At 63.4% G+C, this 20460-nt stretch carries 20 protein-coding genes and 1 other RNA gene; 11 read left to right on the forward strand and 10 right to left on the reverse strand.

Annotation, left to right across the window (positions count from 1 at the left end):
• Positions 1-79 precede the first annotated feature (79 nt).
• Positions 80-1261, reverse strand: a complete 1182-nt coding sequence (locus GGQ68_RS05820; protein WP_246429268.1) for an NAD(P)/FAD-dependent oxidoreductase — start codon at positions 1259-1261, stop codon at positions 80-82.
• A gap of 238 nt (positions 1262-1499) precedes the next feature.
• Here GGQ68_RS05820 and GGQ68_RS05825 point away from each other — a divergent pair, with 238 nt between their 5' ends.
• Positions 1500-1970 carry a MarR family winged helix-turn-helix transcriptional regulator gene (locus GGQ68_RS05825; protein WP_183963871.1) on the forward strand — a complete coding sequence of 157 codons (471 nt, stop codon included), beginning with the start codon at positions 1500-1502 and terminating at the stop codon, positions 1968-1970.
• A gap of 94 nt (positions 1971-2064) precedes the next feature.
• Positions 2065-2271 carry a hypothetical protein gene (locus GGQ68_RS05830; RefSeq protein WP_246429269.1) on the forward strand — a complete coding sequence of 69 codons (207 nt, stop codon included), beginning with the start codon at positions 2065-2067 and terminating at the stop codon, positions 2269-2271.
• A gap of 125 nt (positions 2272-2396) precedes the next feature.
• Here the strand turns inward: GGQ68_RS05830 and GGQ68_RS05835 are convergent, their stop codons facing one another.
• From GGQ68_RS05835 to nudC, 4 genes are all read right to left on the reverse strand, one after another.
• Complete coding sequence (locus GGQ68_RS05835; RefSeq protein ID WP_183963875.1) at positions 2397-3809, reverse strand: FAD-binding oxidoreductase; 1413 nt, start codon at positions 3807-3809, stop codon at positions 2397-2399.
• Positions 3806-4612, reverse strand: coding sequence for a DUF4198 domain-containing protein (locus GGQ68_RS05840; RefSeq protein ID WP_246429270.1), 807 nt, complete (start codon positions 4610-4612; stop codon positions 3806-3808). Before GGQ68_RS05840 ends, GGQ68_RS05835 begins: the two co-directional genes overlap by 4 nt.
• 41 nt (positions 4613-4653) lie before the next feature.
• Entirely contained in the window at positions 4654-5124 is a 471-nt protein-coding gene (locus GGQ68_RS05845; protein ID WP_183963877.1) for an SRPBCC family protein, read from the reverse strand.
• 80 nt (positions 5125-5204) lie between these two features.
• Positions 5205-6149 carry an NAD(+) diphosphatase gene (gene nudC / locus GGQ68_RS05850; RefSeq protein ID WP_183963879.1) on the reverse strand — a complete coding sequence of 315 codons (945 nt, stop codon included), beginning with the start codon at positions 6147-6149 and terminating at the stop codon, positions 5205-5207.
• Positions 6150-6308: 159 nt separating this feature from the next.
• On the opposite strand from nudC, the gene GGQ68_RS05855 reads away from it, so the two are divergent.
• Both GGQ68_RS05855 and GGQ68_RS05860 read left to right on the forward strand, forming a co-directional pair.
• Positions 6309-8285, forward strand: a complete 1977-nt coding sequence (locus tag GGQ68_RS05855) for a bifunctional 2',3'-cyclic-nucleotide 2'-phosphodiesterase/3'-nucleotidase (protein WP_183963881.1) — start codon at positions 6309-6311, stop codon at positions 8283-8285.
• 171 nt (positions 8286-8456) lie between these two features.
• On the forward strand, positions 8457-9095 hold the full coding sequence (locus GGQ68_RS05860) for an HAD family hydrolase (protein WP_183963883.1): 639 nt from the start codon (positions 8457-8459) through the stop codon (positions 9093-9095).
• A gap of 3 nt (positions 9096-9098) precedes the next feature.
• Here the strand turns inward: GGQ68_RS05860 and GGQ68_RS05865 are convergent, their stop codons facing one another.
• On the reverse strand, positions 9099-10199 hold the full coding sequence (locus tag GGQ68_RS05865) for a THUMP domain-containing class I SAM-dependent RNA methyltransferase (RefSeq protein WP_183963885.1): 1101 nt from the start codon (positions 10197-10199) through the stop codon (positions 9099-9101).
• A 76-nt stretch (positions 10200-10275) separates the two neighbouring features.
• On the opposite strand from GGQ68_RS05865, the gene ffs reads away from it, so the two are divergent.
• An RNA gene (gene ffs / locus GGQ68_RS05870) (signal recognition particle sRNA small type) lies at positions 10276-10375 on the forward strand.
• 62 nt (positions 10376-10437) lie between these two features.
• Here ffs and GGQ68_RS05875 read toward each other — a convergent pair.
• Together GGQ68_RS05875 and ypfJ are read right to left on the reverse strand one after the other, a co-directional pair.
• Positions 10438-10998: a protein-tyrosine phosphatase family protein gene (locus GGQ68_RS05875; protein WP_183963887.1), complete on the reverse strand. Its 561-nt coding sequence runs from the start codon at positions 10996-10998 to the stop codon at positions 10438-10440.
• 83 nt (positions 10999-11081) lie between these two features.
• A complete protein-coding gene (gene ypfJ, locus GGQ68_RS05880; RefSeq protein WP_183963889.1) occupies positions 11082-11924 on the reverse strand; it encodes a KPN_02809 family neutral zinc metallopeptidase in 843 nt (280 codons plus the stop codon).
• Positions 11925-12036: 112 nt separating this feature from the next.
• Here ypfJ and GGQ68_RS05885 point away from each other — a divergent pair, with 112 nt between their 5' ends.
• The 4 genes from GGQ68_RS05885 (at position 12037) to recR (ending at position 16364) form a co-directional block, all read left to right on the forward strand.
• Complete coding sequence (locus GGQ68_RS05885) at positions 12037-13794, forward strand: DNA polymerase III subunit gamma/tau (protein ID WP_183963891.1); 1758 nt, start codon at positions 12037-12039, stop codon at positions 13792-13794.
• Positions 13795-13957: 163 nt separating this feature from the next.
• On the forward strand, positions 13958-15169 hold the full coding sequence (locus GGQ68_RS05890; protein WP_183963892.1) for a GAK system CofD-like protein: 1212 nt from the start codon (positions 13958-13960) through the stop codon (positions 15167-15169).
• Positions 15170-15215: 46 nt separating this feature from the next.
• Entirely contained in the window at positions 15216-15560 is a 345-nt protein-coding gene (locus tag GGQ68_RS05895) for a YbaB/EbfC family nucleoid-associated protein (RefSeq protein ID WP_183963894.1), read from the forward strand.
• Positions 15561-15770: 210 nt separating this feature from the next.
• Positions 15771-16364: a recombination mediator RecR gene (gene recR / locus GGQ68_RS05900; RefSeq protein ID WP_183963896.1), complete on the forward strand. Its 594-nt coding sequence runs from the start codon at positions 15771-15773 to the stop codon at positions 16362-16364.
• A gap of 82 nt (positions 16365-16446) precedes the next feature.
• Here recR and GGQ68_RS05905 read toward each other — a convergent pair whose 3' ends face one another.
• The gene (locus tag GGQ68_RS05905) at positions 16447-17202 is read right to left on the reverse strand and encodes a DUF1013 domain-containing protein (protein ID WP_183963898.1); all 756 of its coding nucleotides are present in this window, start codon (positions 17200-17202) and stop codon (positions 16447-16449) included.
• A gap of 160 nt (positions 17203-17362) precedes the next feature.
• Between GGQ68_RS05905 and GGQ68_RS05910 the strand changes: the two genes are divergently transcribed.
• Entirely contained in the window at positions 17363-17992 is a 630-nt protein-coding gene (locus tag GGQ68_RS05910; protein ID WP_183963900.1) for a ribonuclease T2 family protein, read from the forward strand.
• Between the two features lie 57 nt (positions 17993-18049).
• On the opposite strand, the gene GGQ68_RS05915 is transcribed toward GGQ68_RS05910, so the two are convergent.
• Positions 18050-18697 (reverse strand): sulfotransferase family 2 domain-containing protein, encoded by a 648-nt coding sequence (locus GGQ68_RS05915; protein WP_183963902.1) that lies wholly within the window; start codon positions 18695-18697, stop codon positions 18050-18052.
• Between the two features lie 123 nt (positions 18698-18820).
• On the opposite strand from GGQ68_RS05915, the gene GGQ68_RS05920 reads away from it, so the two are divergent.
• On the forward strand, positions 18821-20446 hold the full coding sequence (locus tag GGQ68_RS05920; protein ID WP_183963904.1) for an AMP-binding protein: 1626 nt from the start codon (positions 18821-18823) through the stop codon (positions 20444-20446).
• Positions 20447-20460 lie beyond the last annotated feature (14 nt).

The following is a 20460-nucleotide window of genomic DNA, read 5'->3' on the forward strand; positions in this document are numbered from 1 at the left end:
TGGCTGGCGCATAGCTACGCCGTTCTGAGGACTAACCACCGTACCGCGCCGAGGTTCCTTTCTCGTTGAAATCAACGTCTCAGAGCCGCAGCTTCACCGCCGCCGCAAGGTCGATCATGCCGCCACGCAGGCGGCGCATCCGTATGGGCGCAGGGGCGCTCAAGGACAGCGGAAGAGCCTGCGGATCGCCACCCGCCAGAAGTTCCGCAAGCGCGCGGCCAAAGACAGTGCCTGTCGTGATGCCCCGTCCGTTGTAGCCAATCGGGCAATACAGCCCCTGATCCAGTTTCAGGATACGCGGCAGATGATCCGGCGTCATGGCGATTTGCCCGTCCCATGCGGCTTCGAACGTCACGTCGCCCAGTTCGGGAAACCAGCGGCGCAAGGTGCGCGCGGCCCATTGTCGACTGGCCCCTAGAGCGGCATCGCCGTCCAACCGCCCCATCGTGCCGACGATCAACCGCCCCGCCGCATCCTTGCGCAGTGAACGCATGACCAGCCCAGTGTCCCAAAGCCCCTGCCCGCCCGGCAATATATGTGCCGCCTGCGCCCCCAAAGGCGGGGTCGCCAGTTGCTGAAAGCGGATGGTCGAAAAGCACTGCGCCACCTCAGGCCGCAGCGCCGCGCTATAGGCGTTGGTGGCAAGCACAACAGTCTTGGCAAGGACCGCCCCCTGCGCCGTGTCCACGCGCCAACCATCGCCATCCCGAGACAGGCCGGAGACCGGCGTCTCCTCGGCCACTCTGGCCCCTGCCGACCGCGCCGCGCGCGCCAACCCGCGCGCATACCCCATTGGATTCACAGTGCCTGCGCGCCGATCCAGAAGGCCCCCGGCAAAAGCACGCGTTCCCACGGCCTCCGCCATCGCATCGGAATTCAACAAGGAGACGGGCGCGCCGCGCGCGGCCCATGCGTCATGGCGTGCCGCCAGGCCTTTCATCCCGGATACCGCGTGGGCCGCGTGCAGGGTGCCGTCCCGCCTTGCTTCGCATCTGATCTGGTGGCGCTCGATCAGATCGAACACCACGCCGGGCGCATCGGCAAACAGCGATAGAAACGCAGGCCCCAACGCCTGCTCCAGCTCTGCGGGAGGCAGCCACAGACCGGCGTTCACAAGACCGACGTTGCGCCCGGATCCGCCGGCACCGACGCGCCCGGCCTCCAGCACCTGCACTGACAGACCCGCCTGAGCCGCAAACAGCGCCACCGACAGTCCCGTAAATCCGCCGCCCACAACCGCCACATCACAGCGTGTGCGCATGTCATCTCTTGATCCCACGCTTTCTGCCGTGCGGTCCCATAGAACCCCGTCGAGTGCCCCCATTCCGCTGCGCCCCTTCCCGGTGGTTTTGTCTGGCGCAAAGCCTGTTGCACCGCAGGCGATTGCGCAAGCACGTTCGCAATAGTTCAGCCTTGACATGCAACCTAAGGTTTGCGCGTAAGTCCTTAGACAATATACGCATGACGAGTGCATATAAATTTCGAGGTAGAAACCGCGCATGTCCATTGATCAGAAGGATGATGCCAAACGCGCCATGCCGCGCCATTTCCTGACCTTCCGGCTGGCCCGTGTGCAGGCCAAGCTGAATGCACAGTCGAGCCGCATCCTCAAAGAACACTGCGGCCTGACCCTGACCCAATGGCGTCTCATGTCGCTGATCGGCGTAGCGGGACGGACCACAGCCGCGCATCTGTCGCGCGAGGTCGCCATGGACAAAGGGCTTATCAGCCGAAATATCAAGACGATGGTGGCCGATGGACACGTCCGGATCACCGTCGATCCGAGCGACCATCGTGCGCAACATCTGGAACTGACCGAGGCTGGCCAAAGTGTGTTTCAAAGCACGGCTCCCCGGATGCGTGCCCGGCAGGACGCCCTGCGCGCACTGCTGAATGCAGAGGAAGAAGCCGCGCTGAACCGTTCTCTGGAAAAGCTTGAACGCGCGGCAGAAGACCCGGATCACGAATAGTTTTGCGTGTCCTCATCGCACCCCTACGGCGTGACGCGCCCCCGGACTGGATTTGAAACGCCGTACCCCGTAAAGGTCACTGATGACAAATTTGATGAATGTTCAGACCCCATGGTTCATCCCGCTTTGGCGCCGCATTGTCCTTGTGTGCGTGTGCCTTGGTTGGGGTTTGGCCGAATTCCTGATGGGCAATCCCGGCTGGTCCCTGCTGTTCGCGGCCTTGGGGCTTTATTGCGCGTACCAGTTCTTTGTCGTTTTCGACCCGAAAGATCCCGTTCCAGAGGACAAGGACGACACTTAGGCCGGGTTTAGCCCCGGCCTGAGTGCGACAGTGTTCCAGCTTAACCACCGCAGAGGTGGGTGTCGGCCGGGGGTGCCTGCAAGCGCGCATCAAAGGTCTTCCCCACCGCGAAGGAACCACCCCCCTCAGACGGATGGGACGGTTTTGTCCGGGTTGAGAATCCCATGAGGATCAAGCGCCTGTTTGATCGCGCGCATCATATCCAGGGCAACGCCATTCTTGCGGCGGGACATGCTGGGAAGTTTCGACACGCCGATGCCGTGCTCGGCAGAGAAACTGCCGCCCAAAGACAGAACGACGTCTTCGACCGCCTCCATGACCGGGTCTTTGTGCGCAGCGTCCGAGATCCAGACAACGTAATGGATGTTCCCGTCGCCGAGGTGCGCCACCGTCATGTCGCGGGCCTGCGCATCGACAACCGCAATGGCCTCTGCTGCCATCCTGAGGAAGGTGCCGACCTTGTCCAGCGGCACGGCCACATCGTTCAACACAAGCGGAGTTTGCGACAGGGAGACCTCGGCCGCCGCTTCGCGCATGGACCAAAAAGCCTGACGTTGCGCTTCTGATCCTGCGACAACGGCGTCGGTGACAAGCCCATCCTCGAACAGCCCACCGAGCACCTCCTCAAGATATGAGGACAGCGGAACGGCGCCATCCGGCCCGGGTGTCGTGTCCCGTGGCGCGGTCGCCCCCAGTTCCACGAGGATGTTCACATCATGACCCGTGTCGAACGGCTCACGCGCTTCGGGATGCATTTTGGTGTAAGTTTCAATATAGGCGCGCGGCATGTATTCAAAGGCTTCGACCGCGCCGCCTGTCATCTCTTGCAGCCGGTTAAGCAGGATCAGCGCATCGTCCAGCGTCGGTGTCGCCACCATCGCCGTGGCAAAAGCGCCCGGTGTTGCCACCAGCTTCACCACCGCACGGGTGATGATGCCCAGCGTCCCTTCGGAGCCGATCAGCAGGTGTCGCAGGTCGTAACCGGTGTTGTTCTTGTGCAGCTCGCTCATCAGATCGACCACGCGTCCATCGGCCAGAACCGCTTCGAGCCCCAGCACCAGATCGCGCGTGTTGCCATAGCGCAGGACGTTCGACCCGCCTGCGTTCGTAGCCAGCATGCCGCCCAGCCGGGCCGAGCCTTTTGCGCCGAACGTCATGGGGAACGTCAGGCCGTGCTCCGCCACCGCGTCATGCAGGTTGGACAGGATGACACCAGCGCCGACGCGGGCAAGACGCGCATCGGGACGGATCTCTTCGATCTGGTCGAGCCGGTCCAGCGACAGCATCAGCGCGCCTTCGGCCTTCGTGCCGCCAGACAGCCCGGTATGGCCGGTGACAGGCACCACCGGCATCCGCGCCGCATGGGCCAGGCGCATGACCTCGGACACTTCGGCGGTCGAGGCAGGACGCGCCACGGCCAGCGGGGTCCAGCTGTACTGGCCGACCCAATCCCGTGACCAGGGGGCCATATCCGGCCCGGTCAGCACATAGTGCGCACCCAGAGCTGCGCGCAGATCATCCAGCAACACCGCGCTCATTGCGGCACCGCAAATGTCAAAGAGGCCCAGCGGCTTTCCCAGGCAGGTCCGTCGTTTTCCACCGGAATCTCCAGCATCTCTACCGCGTCCACAAGATAGGCATGGCCAGGATGGACCTCGACCACGGCGCGACCCGTGTCATCGGTGCGGTAATACCGGACGTCCACAGTGCCGTCAGGCGCCTTTTCGAACAGCTCAACCTGCGTGTTCTTGCGCGGCTCCCCGTTGTGCAGAACGCGCACCGGAAAACCGTCAGACACATCGTCGGTGTAGGGGTTGGCCTCTGCCACGATCTCGGTCACGAGACCGACCTCCAGGTCGCTCCCCGCGCCATCGCCCAGCGCCATCAGGCTCTTGGCATAGCGGGTGTAGCGTTCGCGGATCACATCGGGATCAAGCCCCCGCGTGTCATGGGAAACGCAGGCCCATTTGATATCCTTGTGGTCGCAGAACCGCTCGAACGTCGCGCGGTCCTTGTAGGTCAGCGCGTAGTCGCGGGTCACATGCACCACCGTGGCCAGCCCTTCGCGGTCCAGCACCATGTTCAGCGCGGGCTTGTCGCCGGCGCGGCCATCGACCTCGATCACCTCGCCGTCAACGATCACGTCGAAGCGGCGAAAGTTCGGCGGCACATAGCTGAAAGACGATCCCTCCAACTTGTCCCCCACCTTGAGCTGCGCCACCAGCGGCGCGTCGGGCGCGACCTGGTAGGCCTCCGGTTCAATCCAAAATTCATGAGCGCTGGCCGAAGCCGAGCACAGCACCGACATCACAGCGGCACAGCCCCAAATCATCTGGCGCATGAAAACTCCTCCCCAGCCCGGTCAGGGCCTCTTTTGACCTGTCAAACCCCGGTCTGAAGCCTGCGCTCCAGATCCTTGGCCAGGCTCTTCATTCGTTCGCGGAACTTGCTTTCCACTCCGCCCTTGGCCAGCTTCAGCGACTGCACCAAAAGGCGGGCAGACAGGGTCGTTGGTGCCAGGTCCACTGTGACGCCTATCCTTGTGCACGTCCGGGACAAGGCGACCACGTCCAGCACCATCTGCACGTTCAGACCGCCACTGGCGGAATCGAACACCATCCGTTCCGGCGGTTGATACTCAGACAGCACGATATCGGCCTGACGCTTTTTCCCACGAAAGCTAAAGCCCGCGCGCCATGACATGCCCTCGGCCGGCCCGGCTGCGGGACCGGAGGTGCGCTGCACATCCGCACCCCGGCGCAAGGCCTGACGTTCGACTGTTTCAAAGTCCGACAGGGCCGCGAAGACCTTATCCATGGGGGCGTCGATGTCTTCTTTGGCAGTCAGTTGCATGGCTCGGCCTCAATGGGTGCGCAAAACGCGTCAAATTGTTTAAATACCATCACGTTAAGGACCATACCGCGCCCGATCCGTCAATCCAAACGATCCGCCAGCCAGTTGCGAAGCAGGAAATGCGCGATGGCCCCCTTGCGGGCAGGCAAAATGTCATCGCGCAGACCGGCCGTGGCATCTGCGACCTCCTCACGGGTCAGCCAGAGGGCGTCTTCGATCTCTGCCGGGTCAAGCGTGATCTCTTCGCTGATAGCCTCCCCGTGGCAGCCGAACATCAGCGACGAGGGAAACGGCCAGGGCTGGCTGGCAAGGTAGCGCACAGGACCGACGCGAATGCCTGCCTCCTCGTAGACTTCGCGGCGCACGGCGGCCTCGATGGTTTCCCCCGGCTCGACAAAGCCCGCAAGGCAGGAATACATCCCCTCCGGCCATCCCGGGGAGCGCCCCAGCAAGCAGCGATTGCCGTGCGTGATCAACATGATGACCACCGGATCGGTGCGCGGAAAATGCGAGGCCCCGCAGGCGGCGCAGCTGCGTTGCCACCCGGCCTGAGACACGTCCGAGGCCGTTCCGCAGCGGGCACAGAACCCGTGGCTTGCGTGCCAGCCATGGATGGCGCGGGCCGTGGCCGCCAGCTCTGCCTCGCGCGGGGAAAGCCGCGTCATGATACGGCGAAGCTCGGCAAACCGCCCCTCCGGGCAAGCGGGGTGCACCTGCTCGGTCGGATCCGTGAAGGCCCCCAGCGCGGCTGCGTCGACCTCTTCCGGCTCCCACGTCGACACGTCCGCCGCCCAGACCAGCCGGTCTTCGCGGCCTAACAAAACTGGGGGACGCACAGCATCGTCAAGCATCGGGTGATCCATCGGCAGACGCACAAGCCGCGCGTCTTCGCCTGCGACCAACGGCTTGCCTCGCCACAGCACGACCGCTTCTCCGGGGGCGGACAAAGCCTGCGCATCGCCGCGGATCTCTGCCGCCCGATCCAGCGCACCGCCGCCGAATGTCACCGTTTCCGCATGTCGCATGGTCACCCCCCGTTTACCTCGCCCGTTGTGCCCACCGCCTTACAAAAATGCAATCTCCACGCGGACTTCCGCGTTTCCGCAAGGGCATGCCCGGATTTGTCACAAATACGTGTGGAAATCATGCAATCTGTCCGGACCAAATATGACAGGGGCGATTCCATGACCGACCGACACCTCACTCTCAGCCGCCGCCAGTTCCTTGCCGGAACCACTGCGGGCGCGGCCCTCATCACTTTGCACCCCTATTCCGCGCGAGCTGCCACCAATCAGGCGCACCTTCGGATCATGGAAACCACGGACATCCACGTCCACGTCTGGCCTTACGACTATTATGCCGACAAGGAAGTAGACACCGTCGGCCTGTCCCGCACGGCGTCCATCATCGACGGCATCCGCGCGGAGGCCACCAACACCTTGCTGGTGGACAACGGCGATTTCCTTCAGGGCAACCCGATGGGCGATTACATGGCCTACGAACGGGGTATGAAAGACGGCGACCTGCACCCGATCATCAAAGCGATGAATACCGTGGGCTATGACGCCGCCACCATTGGCAACCATGAATTCAACTATGGCATTCCGTTTCTGGAAAAGACCATTGCCGGCGCGGACTTCCCCATCGTTCTGGCCAACATCGCCAAGAGCGAGGGCAGCGACCCCACCAAGGACGAGACCCTGTTCAAACCCTACGTGATCCTCGATCGCCAGTTGACGGATGGCGCGGGCAACACCCATCCGATCAAGGTCGGTCTGATCGGCTTCACCCCGCCGCAGGTCATGCAGTGGGACGCCAAGCACCTGACCGGCAACGTCACCGCCCGCGACATCGTCCAGACCGCCGAGGCCTACGTCCCGCAGATGCGCGAGGAAGGGGCAGAGATCATCATCGCGCTGTCCCACTCCGGCATCGGGTCGGCGAATGCCGAGGAGGGAATGGAAAACGCCTCCGTGCCGCTGGCCGCCGTCGACGGGATCGACGCGCTTGTGACGGGGCATTCGCACCTTGTCTTCCCCTCCCCCACCTATGCGGACTTCGCCGCCGTCGATGCCGAAAGCGGACTGATCCACGGCAAACCCGCCGTGATGGGCGGTTTCTGGGGCTCTCACCTGGGGCTGATTGATCTGCTGCTGGAACGCGACGGCAATGCCTGGCGCGTGGTGTCCTCCACGACCGAGGCGCGGCCGATCTCACAGCGCGGAGAGGACCGCTCCGTCACGGCGCTGGTCGAGGACGACCAAGCCGTGCTCGACGCCACCCGCGCCGACCACGAAGCGACGCTCGAGTATATTCGCCGGGCAGTGGGCAAGACCGATGCGCCGCTCTACAGCTATTTTGCCCTGGTGGCCGATGATCCGTCTGTACAGATCGTGAGCAATGCACAGACCTGGTACATTTCGCAGATGCTGGCGGGCACGGAGTACGCCGCGCTGCCGATCCTGTCGGCGGCGGCCCCGTTCAAGGCAGGCGGGCGTGGCGGGCCGGAGTATTACACCGACGTGGGCAAGGGCGATATCGCAATCAAGAACGTGTCGGACCTGTACCTGTACCCCAACACCGTACGCGCGGTGAAGGTCACCGGCGCCGAGGTAAAGGACTGGCTGGAACGCTCTGCCGGCATGTTCAATCAGGTGGAAGCAGGCGCGACCGATGCGCCGCTGCTGAACCCGGACTTTCCGTCCTACAACTTCGATGTGATGGATGGCGTGACCTACCAGATCGACCTGTCGCAACCATCGAAATTTGACCGCGACGGCGAAGTGATACACCCGGACGCCGCGCGGATCGTGAACCTGCAGTACAACGGCGCGCCGATCGACCCGGCACAGGAATTCATCGTGGCGACCAACAACTACCGCGCCTCCGGCGGCGGCAGCTTTCCCGGGGCCAAGGGCGACAGCATTGTGTTCGAAGGGCCGGACACCAACCGCGATGTCATCGTGCGCTACATCGTGGAACAAGGCACGGTGAGCCCTGCGGCAGATGCCAATTGGTCCTTTGCGCCAATGGACGGCACCACCGTCGTCTTTGAAACCGGCCCGAAAGCGCGGGACTACCTGCAAGATCTGAAGGCCGCAGATATCGAGGACGCGGGCGACGGCGCGGATGGTTTTGCACTTTTCCGCATCAACCTCTGATCTATGTCGCCAGGTCCGTGGCCCGGCGACCCGTGCGGGGGCCAGCCCCCGCACACCCGAAGTCTTTTTCGTAGCAAAGAGCCACAAGGGCTCGCATCCCGACCCCAGGTGGCTGGTTGTTCGGTGTGAAACGGCTTAGGTCTTCGCATGCTACACATGTGAGGACCTACAATGCCCTATGACGCCGTGATCTTTGATCTGGATGGCACGCTGCTGGACACCGAGGCGCTGGCCATGCGTGCGGGGGAAATCGCGGCGCAGCGGTTGGATCTGCCATGGACCGCCGCGTTTTTTCATTCGCTGATCGGGGGCGACAGCCTTGGCACCGAAGCCAAGCTTGCGGCGCAATTCGGGGCACAGAACATGCCTGGCTTCCACCTCGCATGGCGGGACGCCCATGACGATCTGGTTTCGGACGGTGTACCAGTCAAACCGACTGCTTTGGACCTGCTGGATCGGCTGGAGGCGCGCGGGATGCCGTTTGCAGTGGCGACCTCTTCGCACCACGAAAGCGCGATGCATAAGCTGGGGGCCTCGGGTCTGGCCCCGCGTATTGCGACGCTGATCTCTCGCGATTGCGTCACACATGCGAAACCGCACCCCGAACCCTACCTCACCGCCGCCGCCCGATTGGGGGTCGCGGCCACGCGCTGTCTGGCGTTCGAAGACAGCACGCCGGGCGCGCGGGCCGCGCGGGCGGCTGGCATGACGGTGGTCGTGGTGCCGGATATGGCCGAGGTGGAAACCGGCCACGCGCATCACACCGCCGCAACCTTGATCGAAGGCGCGCGGGCGGCAGGATTGCACTAAGCGTTAAAGCTGTGCCTGGTATAGTTTGACGGTGAGGCCGCCAAAGGCCACAGGCGGGCCAGCGCTCAGTTTCAGCCCCGTGGCCTTTGCCAGCCCGCCATCGGAGGTGACCATGCCCAGCCGCCAGCCATGGAACCTCTCCTGGAGCACCGCACCAAACGCGCCATAGAGGCCGAAGAGCAGCTTGCGGTTGCCAATCCGTGCGCCATAGGGCGGGTTGACCATGACAAGGCCGGGTCGGCCCTCAGGCCGTGGCAGATCACTGACCGCCGCACGGGTGAACTGGCACAGGTCAGCGACATGGCCGCGCGCGGCATTTGCCTCCGCCCCTCTGATCGCGCCATCGTCGCGGTCAGAGCCGTAGAACCGCAGGTCGGTGTCGCGACGGGTGGCTGCCTCGGCTTTCATGGCAGCAAAGGCGTCTGCGTCAAAGCTGGGCAGCGCCTCGAAGCCGAAACTGCGCTCAGCCCCCGGCGCCATGCCAGCCGCCCAGCGCGCCGCTTCGATCACAAACGTGCCGGAGCCGCACATGGGATCGACAACCGGCACATCCCCGGCATATCCCGCCTGTCGCAGGAACAACGCGGCCAGCGTTTCCCGCAACGGCGCTTTACCTGTCGCTTCCTTGTAGCCACGCCGATGCAGAAGCTCACCGGAGGTGTCCATGGAAAACGTCACGAGGTCATCTTCGATCCGCACCATGATGCGCAGGCTGCCTTCGGGGGAGACCTTGCCGCCGAAGGATTCGATGGCGCCAGCCACGCGCGCGCGCGCGGCCCGGTCATGGTAGATCTTGGAGTTGCGGCAGGTCACGTCGACACGACACTCGGCACCGGCGGGCAGCACCGCGCCCCAGTCGAGCTTCGTGGCACGTTTGTCCAACTGCGCGAGGTGAAACGCGCGGAATTGGGCGAAGCGCACCAACACGCGGGAGGCTCCGCGCAGCGTGAGGTTAGCGCGCCAGATGTCTGGCCAGTCCCCTTGAATCGTCACGCCACCCTGGGCGACTTCGGGGGCAGCGAATCCAGCCTCTGTCACCTCTTGCAGCAACAGCGGTTCCAACCCCGGTGGGGCGCTCAGAAAGATCTCGAATGGGGTATCCATCCCCTGCTCATAGCCGATCCCACGGTCGCGTCCAGCCCGCCCCTTGCAATCGGTCGCCACAGGCCCTAAATACCGCGTCGAGAGGTTGTGCGGGCAGGCGCTTCGCCAACTCGGTCAGGTCCGGAAGGAAGCAGCCGTAACGATTCCCGCTTGGGTCGTTGCAATCTCTCACCCAGAAAGCCCCGGTCTTCGTGCCGGGGCTTTTGCGTTTTCAAGGCGAATGCAGTGCCGGCCCCGATCAGGCTCGACCTCCGTGACGCACGAAGGGCACCGCACCCCGATCTGCCTGAAGGGCCCAGTCCAATTGCCGCGAATCAGCAAGTGCTTGGGGAAAAAACGAGCGCAAACGGTCTTGCGCCTCATCCGGGGCGCCGCCCGCTTCGATCATCAGCCGCAAAAGCACCATACCGCACAGGCCGGTGCCCTCTGGCGCATGCAGCATGACCCGGCCCCCACCCAGCAGCGCCCGGCGCGCCTGCGCGGACACCTGCGGCCAAGCCGTGCGCAGGGTCATGGCGGGATCGTCGTCGTTCGACACATTCAGATGCACCCAGCGGCTGCCCTTGTCCTGTACATCCTGAGACAGGCCGTGTGACCCGGCCGCGACCAACTCTGCCGGCGTCGCAATGCAGATCACCAAGGCGGGCCGCCAACTGGCAAGGTGATCAAGGTCGCTCTGGTAGTCGCCCCCGGTGCCCGGCAGGGACGAAAACACGACGATCCCGCCGCTTACAGGCAACGCGTGCATGACGACAGCCTCACCATTCTCACGCGCGATCTGACTGCTGTTCGATGTCATGCGCCCTCCGATCCGCTGGAAACGATTTGCGAGGACAGCCTACACGCACCGCCGGACTTGCACAGCGATTCGCACCGCCCGCATCATAGGCTCTCCGCGCCGAAGGTGTCGCAGGCTGCCGGATCGCCGGATTGGTAGCCATTGGAAAACCACGTTTGCCGCTGCTCTGACGTCCCATGGGTGTAGCTGTGGGGGTTTGGCACCCGCCCGGCGCGGCGCGCGAGGTAATCGTCGCCAATGCGTTGCGCGGCATTCAGCGCTTCGTCGATATCACCCGGCTCCAGCAGGCCACTGACAGATTGCGCCCAGACACCTGACAGACAATCCGCCTGCAGTTCCAGCCGCACGGTCAGCGCATTGGCCTCACGCTCGGAGGAACGTTGGCGCGCGGCATTCACCTGAGGCAAAATGCCCAATTCGTTTTGCACGTGGTGCGCCACCTCATGGGCGATCACATAGGCCTGCGCAAAGTCACCCCCTGCGCCCAGTTCAGATCGCATGAAGGCAAAGAATTCGGTGTCCAGATAAGCTTTCTCGTCGACCGGGCAGTAGAACGGGCCTGTCGCGCCGGACGCCCCGCCGCAGGGCGACTGCGTCACGCCGGAAAACAGCACCAGAACGGGCGGCTCGTAAGGCTCACCAAAGGCGTCGGGGAAGATCTCGGTCCAGACCTGTTCGGTCGTGGCCAGAACCTGCCCGCTGAATTCGCCGGCCTGCACCTCGGATTGCGTCAACTCGCGCGTCTGCTGTTGCTGTGGCGCGCCGCCCCCACCCAGCAGAGGCGTCACGTCGATCCCGGTGAAGTAGCCGATGGCCAACACGATCAGCACACCGCCGATCCCAAGCCCGCCAACCGCAGCGCCGCCGCCGCCGCGTCCCCGCCGATCCTCTACATTCCGGCTCGACCGGACGCCTCTCAACCGCATGATGCATTCTCCCTGTTTGATCCCCAACCCCGTGACGCGCGCCCGGTTCCCTGCGGCTCTTGCGATCCTGCGCGCCGGATCATAGCTTGGCGCCGACCCAGAAGGAATCCGCATGTCCGATCAGCCCGCCTATCAGGTGCTCGCCCGCAAGTACCGTCCCGAGACCTTTGCCGACCTCGTCGGGCAGGACGCCATGGTGCGCACGCTGAAAAATGCCTTTGCGGCAGATCGTATCGCGCAGGCCTTTATCATGACGGGCATCCGCGGCACGGGTAAGACGACAACCGCGCGGATCATCGCCAAGGGCATGAACTGCATCGGCCCGGACGGCAACGGCACCCCGACCACAGAGCCTTGCGGCCAGTGCGAACATTGCGTTGCCATCATGGAAGGCCGCCACGTCGACGTGATGGAGATGGACGCCGCCTCGCGCACCGGCGTTGGTGACATCCGCGAGATCATCGATTCGGTGCACTATCGGGCGGCCTCGGCCCGCTACAAGATCTACATCATCGACGAAGTTCACATGCTGTCGAAAAGCGCCTTCAACGCCTTGTTGAAAACGCTCGAAGAGCCGCCCGCGCATGTGAAATTCATCTTTGCCACGACGGAAATCCGGCAGGTGCCGGTCACGGTTCTGTCGCGCTGCCAACGCTTTGATCTGCGCCGCATCGAGCCGGAGATCATGCTGACCCTGCTGCAAAAAATCGCCAAGGCCGAGCAGGCGGAGATCACCGACGAGGCTCTGGCCCTCGTCACCCGCGCCGCCGAAGGGTCCGCGCGGGATGCGACCTCGTTGCTGGATCAGGCGATTTCCCACGGCGCAGGCGAAACCACTGCCGATCAGGTGCGCGCCATGCTGGGCCTTGCGGACCGGGGCCGGACCATGGACCTGTTCGAGCGCATCATGCGGGGCGATGCCGCAGGCGCGCTGAACGAACTGGCGGCGCAGTATTCCGACGGGGCCGACCCGCTCGCCGTATTGCGCGATCTCGCAGAGCTGGCGCATTGGATTTCCGTGGTCAAGATCACGCCCGAGGCCGCTGAGGATCCGACGATATCGCCCGACGAACGCGCGCGCGGGCAGGCCTTTGCCGATGGGCTTGGCCAGCGGTCGCTGGGCCGGGCATGGCAGATGCTGCTGAAGGCGATCGAGGAGGTGTCCAATGCGCCCTCCGCCATCATGGCCGCTGAAATGGCGATCATCCGTCTGACACATGTGTCCGACCTGCCCACGCCCGAAGAGCTGATCAAGAAGCTGCAAGACACGCCGCAGCCGCCCATGCCCTCAGGCCCCGGCGGGGGGGGCGGCGGACAGCATCATCAAGGCAGCACGCAGGCCTACGGCGGCCCTGCCCCGACGCATCCCGGCCCGTCTGGTCCGTCTGCCTCTGGTGCGCAGACCGCCGTGGCCGTGGCGCGCGAGCAGGCCTTGGCGCAGTATCCGACCTTTGATCACGTGCTCGACCTGATCCGCACCCACCGCGACGTGAAACTGCTCGTGGAGGTCGAGGGCTGCGTGCGCCTTGCCGCCTATCAACCCGGCCGTATCGAATTCACGCCGACCAATAACGCCGACCCGGCACTGGCCTCCAAGCTGGGAACAGCCCTGCAACGCTGGACCGGCAGCCGCTGGGCGGTCACGGTGGTGAATGATTGCGATACCCAAACCGTGGTAGAGGTCCGAGAGGCCGCAGACCGCGCGCTGAAACACGAGGCAAGCCAGCACCCGCTGGTGCAGGCCGCTCTGGCCGCCTTTCCCAAGGCCAAGATCACCAGCATCCGAACCCAGGCGGAGGCGGAAGCCGAAGCTCAAGAGGACGCCCTGGCCGAGGTCGAAGACGAATGGGACCCCTTCGACGACGATTGACCCCGTGGTCATTCAGGCCCGCTAAACAGGCAAATGCAGCATGAATCGGCGGTTTCATGCGCCCCGAAGCTGTACTGAATGACAACTGCCCTGTTGCTGCGTACACTCTTCAAATAACAAAGCTCTGACAGGAGCCGGATCGAGAACAGGAGCGGACAGGGTCATGCCATTGGAGCAGGTGCACCGCGCGTTTTCAAACAATGTCACCCCCGGTGCACAGCCGTCGGAATCCCTCAGCCCTCTGGATGACTGCACTCCTGAAAATGGCCCGGGCCTGATGTTTTTTTCCGGTGGCAGCGCATTGCGCGACATCTCGCAGCACCTGCCGAGTATCACCAGAAACTCCGTGCACATGGTAACGCCCTTTGACGGCGGAGGCAGCTCCCAACTCCTGCGCGATGCCCTGGACATCCCCGCCGTTGGCGACCTGCGCAGCCGCCTGGTGACCTTGGCCGAACCCGGCCCGGCGGCAGATTTCATGGCGCATCGCCTGCCGAAAACCGATGCCTCCGGCGCAGAGATTGCCCAGCTGCGTCGCCTGTCTCATCCTTTGCTGCGCGCCATTCCCGGCCCCACGCGCCAGATCCTTGCAACCGATCTGGACACGGCCCTGCGACACCTGCCGCCGGCGTTCGACTTCTCCAATGCCAGCATTGGCAATCTCGTGATCGCGGGAGGCTGGCTGGCGCAAGGCGGTCCCTTGACCACGGTTCTGGCCCGCCTCAGCCGCGTGCTACAGGTGCGCGGCACTCTGCGCGCGGTCAGCGATGCCAATCTTCATATTGGTGCCGAACTGCGCGACGGGCGTGTGCTGCATTCCCAACGGCTGCTGACCGGCAAGGAGGTCGCGCCGCTCGACAGCCCCATCACCCGCCTGTTCCTGTCGGACGGCACATCGGAACTGCCTGCCAGCGCGGCCCCGCTCGGTGCCGTGAACCAGAACCTGATCGCCAAAGCAGAGCTGATCTGCTTTGCACCCGGCAGCCTGTACACCTCTCTGGTGGCGAGCTTGCTGCCATCAGGCACAGGCCGCGCCATCGCCGCCAGCGCAGTGCCAAAGGTCTACCTGCCCGCGCTCGGCCACGACCCGGAGGCCCTTGGTCACACTCTGGCCGATCGTGTGGACGCCCTTCTGTCCCCCTTGAGACAGGACGCGGGCCCACTGCCTGCCACTGCTTTCCTGAGCCATGTGATCTGCGACCAACGGCAACCGCTTGACGATTGCGACGAGGTCTCTCGCCGCCACCAGATCCCCTGCCTGCGCCTGCAGTTGGCGGATCCGACATCAACCCGCTACGACCCCGCGCGGATCACCGCCCTGCTGAGCCGCATGGCCGCGCCTTCCTCTTGCCCCACAGCGCCGCACCTGCGATAAACTGCGCCCAACAGGGCCACCCCGGCCCGGCACAGGAGAGACACGGATGTTCAAGGGCCTCGGAAACCTCGGCGACATGGCCAAGATGATGCAGTCTGCCAAGGAAATGCAGGGCAAGGTCACCCAGCTTCAGGACGACCTGAAGGCGATGACAGTGACCGGCGAAAGCGGCGCGGGTCTGGTCAAGGCGACGGCCACTGCAAAGGGCGAGCTGACCGGGTTGGATATCGACCCCTCGATCTTTGTCCCCTCGGAAAAGGAAGTGGCCGAAGACCTGATCCTTGCCGCGGTCAAGGACGCGCAGGCCAAGGCACAGGTCAAAGCCGAAGAGGAAATGCGCAAGCTCTCCGAGGAAATGGGCCTGCCCGCAGACATGAAGCTGCCGTTCTGATCCGGCAGGAGGCGCGAGCGGGATCGTCTTGCGCCTCTCTCCACCGCGTCATGCGCTCCTTTGTGGCAGGTGCGACAGACTGGCGTGCCGCCATGGCAAAACACGCCAATCGCGATACATCGCGGACAAGATTTTCCCCACGACTGAAGACGCGTTGCGGTGGCCATACGGTCGCTCCATGAGCGTCCAAGTGAACCGAGGCTGTGCCGCGTGAAAGACCCCAACCCTATCGACAAGCTGATCGACCTGATGGCGCGACTGCCCGGCCTTGGCCCGCGCTCCGCCCGGCGCGCGGTGCTGTACCTGATCCGCAAGCGCGGCCAGCTTTTGCATCCACTGGCCGAGGCCATGGCAGAGGTCGCCGCAACCGCACGCGAATGCCTGAACTGCGGCAATGTGGCCAGCGCCGACATCTGCCCGATCTGCACCAATGACAGCCGGCAGAACGGCATTCTTTGCGTGGTCGAAGACGTGGCCGACCTTTGGGCGATGGAGCGCAGCGGCGTGTTTCGCGGCCGCTATCACGTGTTGGGCGGAACGCTGTCCGCGCTGGACGGTATCGGCCCGGAGGAGCTGCGCATCCCACGGCTCAAGGACCGCCTGTCCACCGAACGCGTGACCGAAGTGATCCTTGCGCTCAACGCCACAATCGACGGCCAGACCACGGCGCATTACATCGCCGACCAGCTTGAGGGCCGCGTGGAATTGACGTCTCTCGCACAAGGTGTGCCGATTGGGGGCGAGCTGGACTACCTCGACGACGGCACCATCACCGCCGCCCTGAACGCGCGTAAGCGATTGTAAGTCCACAACATGCAAAAAGGGCGACCCCCAGGATCGCCCTTGAAATTGTCAGCCGCAATTCAAATTGTCAGCCGCAATCGCCTTATGGCTGCTCGTCTTCGTCCTTGTCGTCACCCGGCAAGTTGAAGAAGCTGTCCGCGTCCGAATAGTCGGCGTTGTCCTTCTTGTCCTCGTCGTCGTCATCGCGCGGATCGGAGAGAGAGAAGCTTTCCAGACCTTCCATGTTCGACGGCAGGCGCTGTTCGGAGCTGTCCATCTCAAGGCTCTGCTCGGTGGATACCAGCTTGCGGCGCTCGTCATCGGTCATGACCTTGCCGAGGTCTTTAGACGCTTTGGCAACGGCGGCGTCCAGCTCGGACTGCTTGCACAAGCCCAGCGCAACGGGGTCGATCGGTTGCATGTTCTGGATGTTCCAGTGCGTGCGCTCGCGGATCGTCTGAATGGTCGGCTTTGTGGTGCCCACCAGCTTGGCGATCTGGCTGTCGGCCAGCTCAGGGTGGAACTTCACCAGCCAAAGGATCGAGTTCGGACGGTCCTGACGCTTTGACAAAGGCGTGTAGCGCGGGCCGCGACGCTTGTCTTCGTCGACGGCGGCCGCGTTGAATTTGACCTTCATCTTGTAGAAGGAATCCTTTTCCGCCTTGTCGATCTCTTCCTGCACCAGCTGGTTGTTGGCGACCGGGTCAAACCCCTTCACGCCAACGGCCACGTCGCCATCGGCGATGCCCTGGATCTCCAGCTCGTGAAAGCCGCTGAAATCGGCGATCTGCTTGAAGGTCAGCGTGGTGTTGTCCACCAACCAAACGGCGGTTGCCTTCGGATGCAGCAGCTTGGACATATCAATTCTCCTATGCACGGACAAACGGCCAAATCTACTCCGCCCCCCAAAACCGCCTTTCGGGGCCTCGGGATGCCTCGGATCAACTCCGGGGCGGGTTACCGTTGTCGGGAAACTCGCGGTGTATATAGTGCCGACAAAGTCAAAAGGAAACGGAAAAATGCGCCGTCTGTGCCTCGCTGCCCTTCTCTGCTTGCCTCTGCCTGCCTTGGCTGACGGCGAAAAGGCCGGAAAATTCGATTATTTTGTCATGGCTCTGTCGTGGTCGCCCAACTGGTGCGCGCTGGAGGGAGATGCGCGCAATTCACCGCAATGTGACGAGGATCACGGTTGGGTCTTGCATGGGTTGTGGCCGCAGTATCATCGTGGCTGGCCGAGCTACTGCCCGACGGTCGAACGCGCACCGTCGCGGGCGCAGACCTCGGAGATGGCCGACATCATGGGCACGGGTGGTCTGGCCTGGCACCAGTGGAAAAAGCATGGCGTTTGCACGGGGCTTTCTGCCAGTCAGTATTACGACCTCTCCCGCGATGCCTATGGCAGCGTCACCCGGCCGGAGATCTTTCGCAAGCTTGACGACGCCGTGACCCTGCCCGCATCCGTGGTCGAAGATGCGTTCATGGAAGCCAATCCAAGCCTTGAGGCAGATATGGTCACGGTCACCTGTCGCGACCGCTACATCCAGGAGGTGCGTGTCTGCCTGTCCAAAGATCTGGAGCCGGTGCCCTGCGGACGCGACGCGATCAAGGACTGCACCATGAAGGACGCCATGTTCATGCCAATCCGCTGACTGCGATATCAGTCTTGAATGTCGCAAACACGCGCGTCCTGGAACGCGCGCGTCGTCTCAAAACCTGTATCCGAAGCGGGCCACATCCTGAGCGCAGATATGGGCCACAACGTCCTGTGTCTGCGCGTCATAATAGTCCTGATAGCGGGGGCCCCGATCCGAGGCATTCAGATGTGCGACGTCTGGGCGGAAGCCGATATGCTGCGCCAACTTGTCCAGATCCTCGTCCAGATGCTCCAGACGCAAAAACAGACCGCAGCGCTGGCCTGACACATCTTCGGTGTAGCTTTCGTACGGATTGCGCAACAGGACTCGTGCGGTGTCGGGATGGGTCACGAAGCCCGTAAATGTTTCGGACTGGGCCAGTCGCACCTGCGGGTGCGCAAAACTCTGGGCCCGCAGCCAATGGTAATAGCTTACCATGCGGTCCCACGGGTTGCGCACGACACAGAAAACGAACAGCCCGTTAAGGTCTGCCTCCGGGAGAACCCCAGAAATATCGCGCAAGGTCGCGTGTTTCCAAAGCCGCCCCGCCGCGCGGTCTTGCAGCTTCCTGACGCGCCCGCGACGCTTAACGGCCTTTTCGGTGTCGCCAATCAGAATGTCATCCGCCATGGCCCGCGCCTCCAATGCCGCTGCAAGGGACGTGCCCCCGGTCTTTGGAATGTGGACGAAGATGTAGCCCCGGCCCGGCGAGATGATCATTGGTGCCTCCCCTGGGGCGAAGTCATTGCGCCCAGCGCAACCTGATGTCACAGCGCGCGATCGGCCCTTTCAACTGCCGCCCAAGTGACGCAATAATCTTACGTGACAAAGTGGGAGGCAAACATGGGCTGGATGAAAGACGAAACCGGACTGGAACGCAACGCGGCGAATTTCGTACCGCTGACGCCGCTGTCCTTCCTGCAACGCGCGGTGCAGATCTGGCCGGATCACACCGCAGTGGTCTACGGCCCCATCCGGCGCAGCTATGTCGACTACACGACCCGCGTGACGCGGCTGGCCTCGGCGCTGCACAAGGCGGGCGTGGCCCCCGGCGACGTGGTGGCGACCATCCTGCCGAACATCCCCGCACAGGCAGAGGCGCATTTCGGCGTGCCGGCCTGTGGCGCGGTGCTCAACACCATCAACACGCGGCTCGACGCGGATACCATCGCCTACATCCTCGACCACGGAGAGGCGAAGGTCGTTTTGTGCGATCCGCAGTTCGTGCCAACCCTCGCCACCGCGCTGGAGATCATGGAAAGCGATGCCCCCATGATCATCGAAGTCGCTGACGACCACGCCGGAGTGCATTCAGGTGGGCATTACACCGAGTACGAGGCGTTTCTGGCCACGGGCGATCTGGATTTCAACTGGATCATGCCGGAAGACGAATGGGAGAGCATCGCGCTCAATTACACCTCCGGCACCACGGGGCGGCCCAAGGGCGTCGTGTACCACCACCGAGGCGCACATCTGAACGCCATGGGGCAGGTGCTGTCGTGGCGGATCACGCTGCACCCGATCTATCTGACCATCGTTCCCCTGTTCCACTGCAACGGCTGGTGCCACACTTGGATGATGCCTGCCGTTGGCGGGACGGTCGTGTGCTGCCGCGATATTCGCGCCGACGCGATTTTCAATGCCATTGCAGACGAGGGCGTGACCCATTTCGGCGGTGCGCCCATCGTGCTGAACACGCTTATCAATGCCCCCGCCGACCAAAAGCGCAGCTTTGAGCATACGGTCGAGGTCTTTACCGCGGGCGCGCCCCCTGCCCCGGCGACCCTTGCCGCGATCGAGCCGCTTGGGTTCAACATCACCCATGTTTACGGGCTGACGGAAACCTACGGCCCTGCCACCGAATGCACATGGCAATCGCAGTGGGATCACACCGTGGGCGAAGAACGCGCTGCGCTGAAATCCCGCCAGGGCGTTGCCATGCCCTTTATCGAGCCGATGGAAATCTTGGATGACGACGGCAAACCGATCCTGCGCGATGGCGAGGCGCGCGGTGAGATCGTGTTCAAAGGCAATGGCGTCATGAAGGGCTACCTGAAGAACCCGCGCGCCACGCGCGAGGCATTCGAAGGCGGCGTCTTTCACTCTGGCGACATCGCGGTGATGTACCCGGACAACTACCTGAAGATCGCTGACCGCGCGAAGGACATCATCATCTCTGGTGGAGAAAACATTTCGTCCGTCGAGGTGGAAAGCACGCTGATGAGCCATGACGCCGTGCTGCTATGCGCCGTGGTGGCAAAGCCGGACGAGACATGGGGCGAAGTTCCCTGTGCCTTTGTCGAGTTGAAAGACAACCACACCGCCACGGCGGAGGAGTTGATTGCCCACACACGGCACCGCCTGGCGGGCTTCAAATGTCCCAAAACGGTGATTTTTCAGGAATTGCCCAAGACCTCGACCGGGAAGATCCAGAAATTCGAGCTGCGCACTATCGCACGTGACATGTGACAAGCACCCTTCAG

It is taken from the genome of Sagittula marina (assembly GCF_014196795.1).
Lineage (GTDB): Bacteria > Pseudomonadota > Alphaproteobacteria > Rhodobacterales > Rhodobacteraceae > Sagittula > Sagittula marina.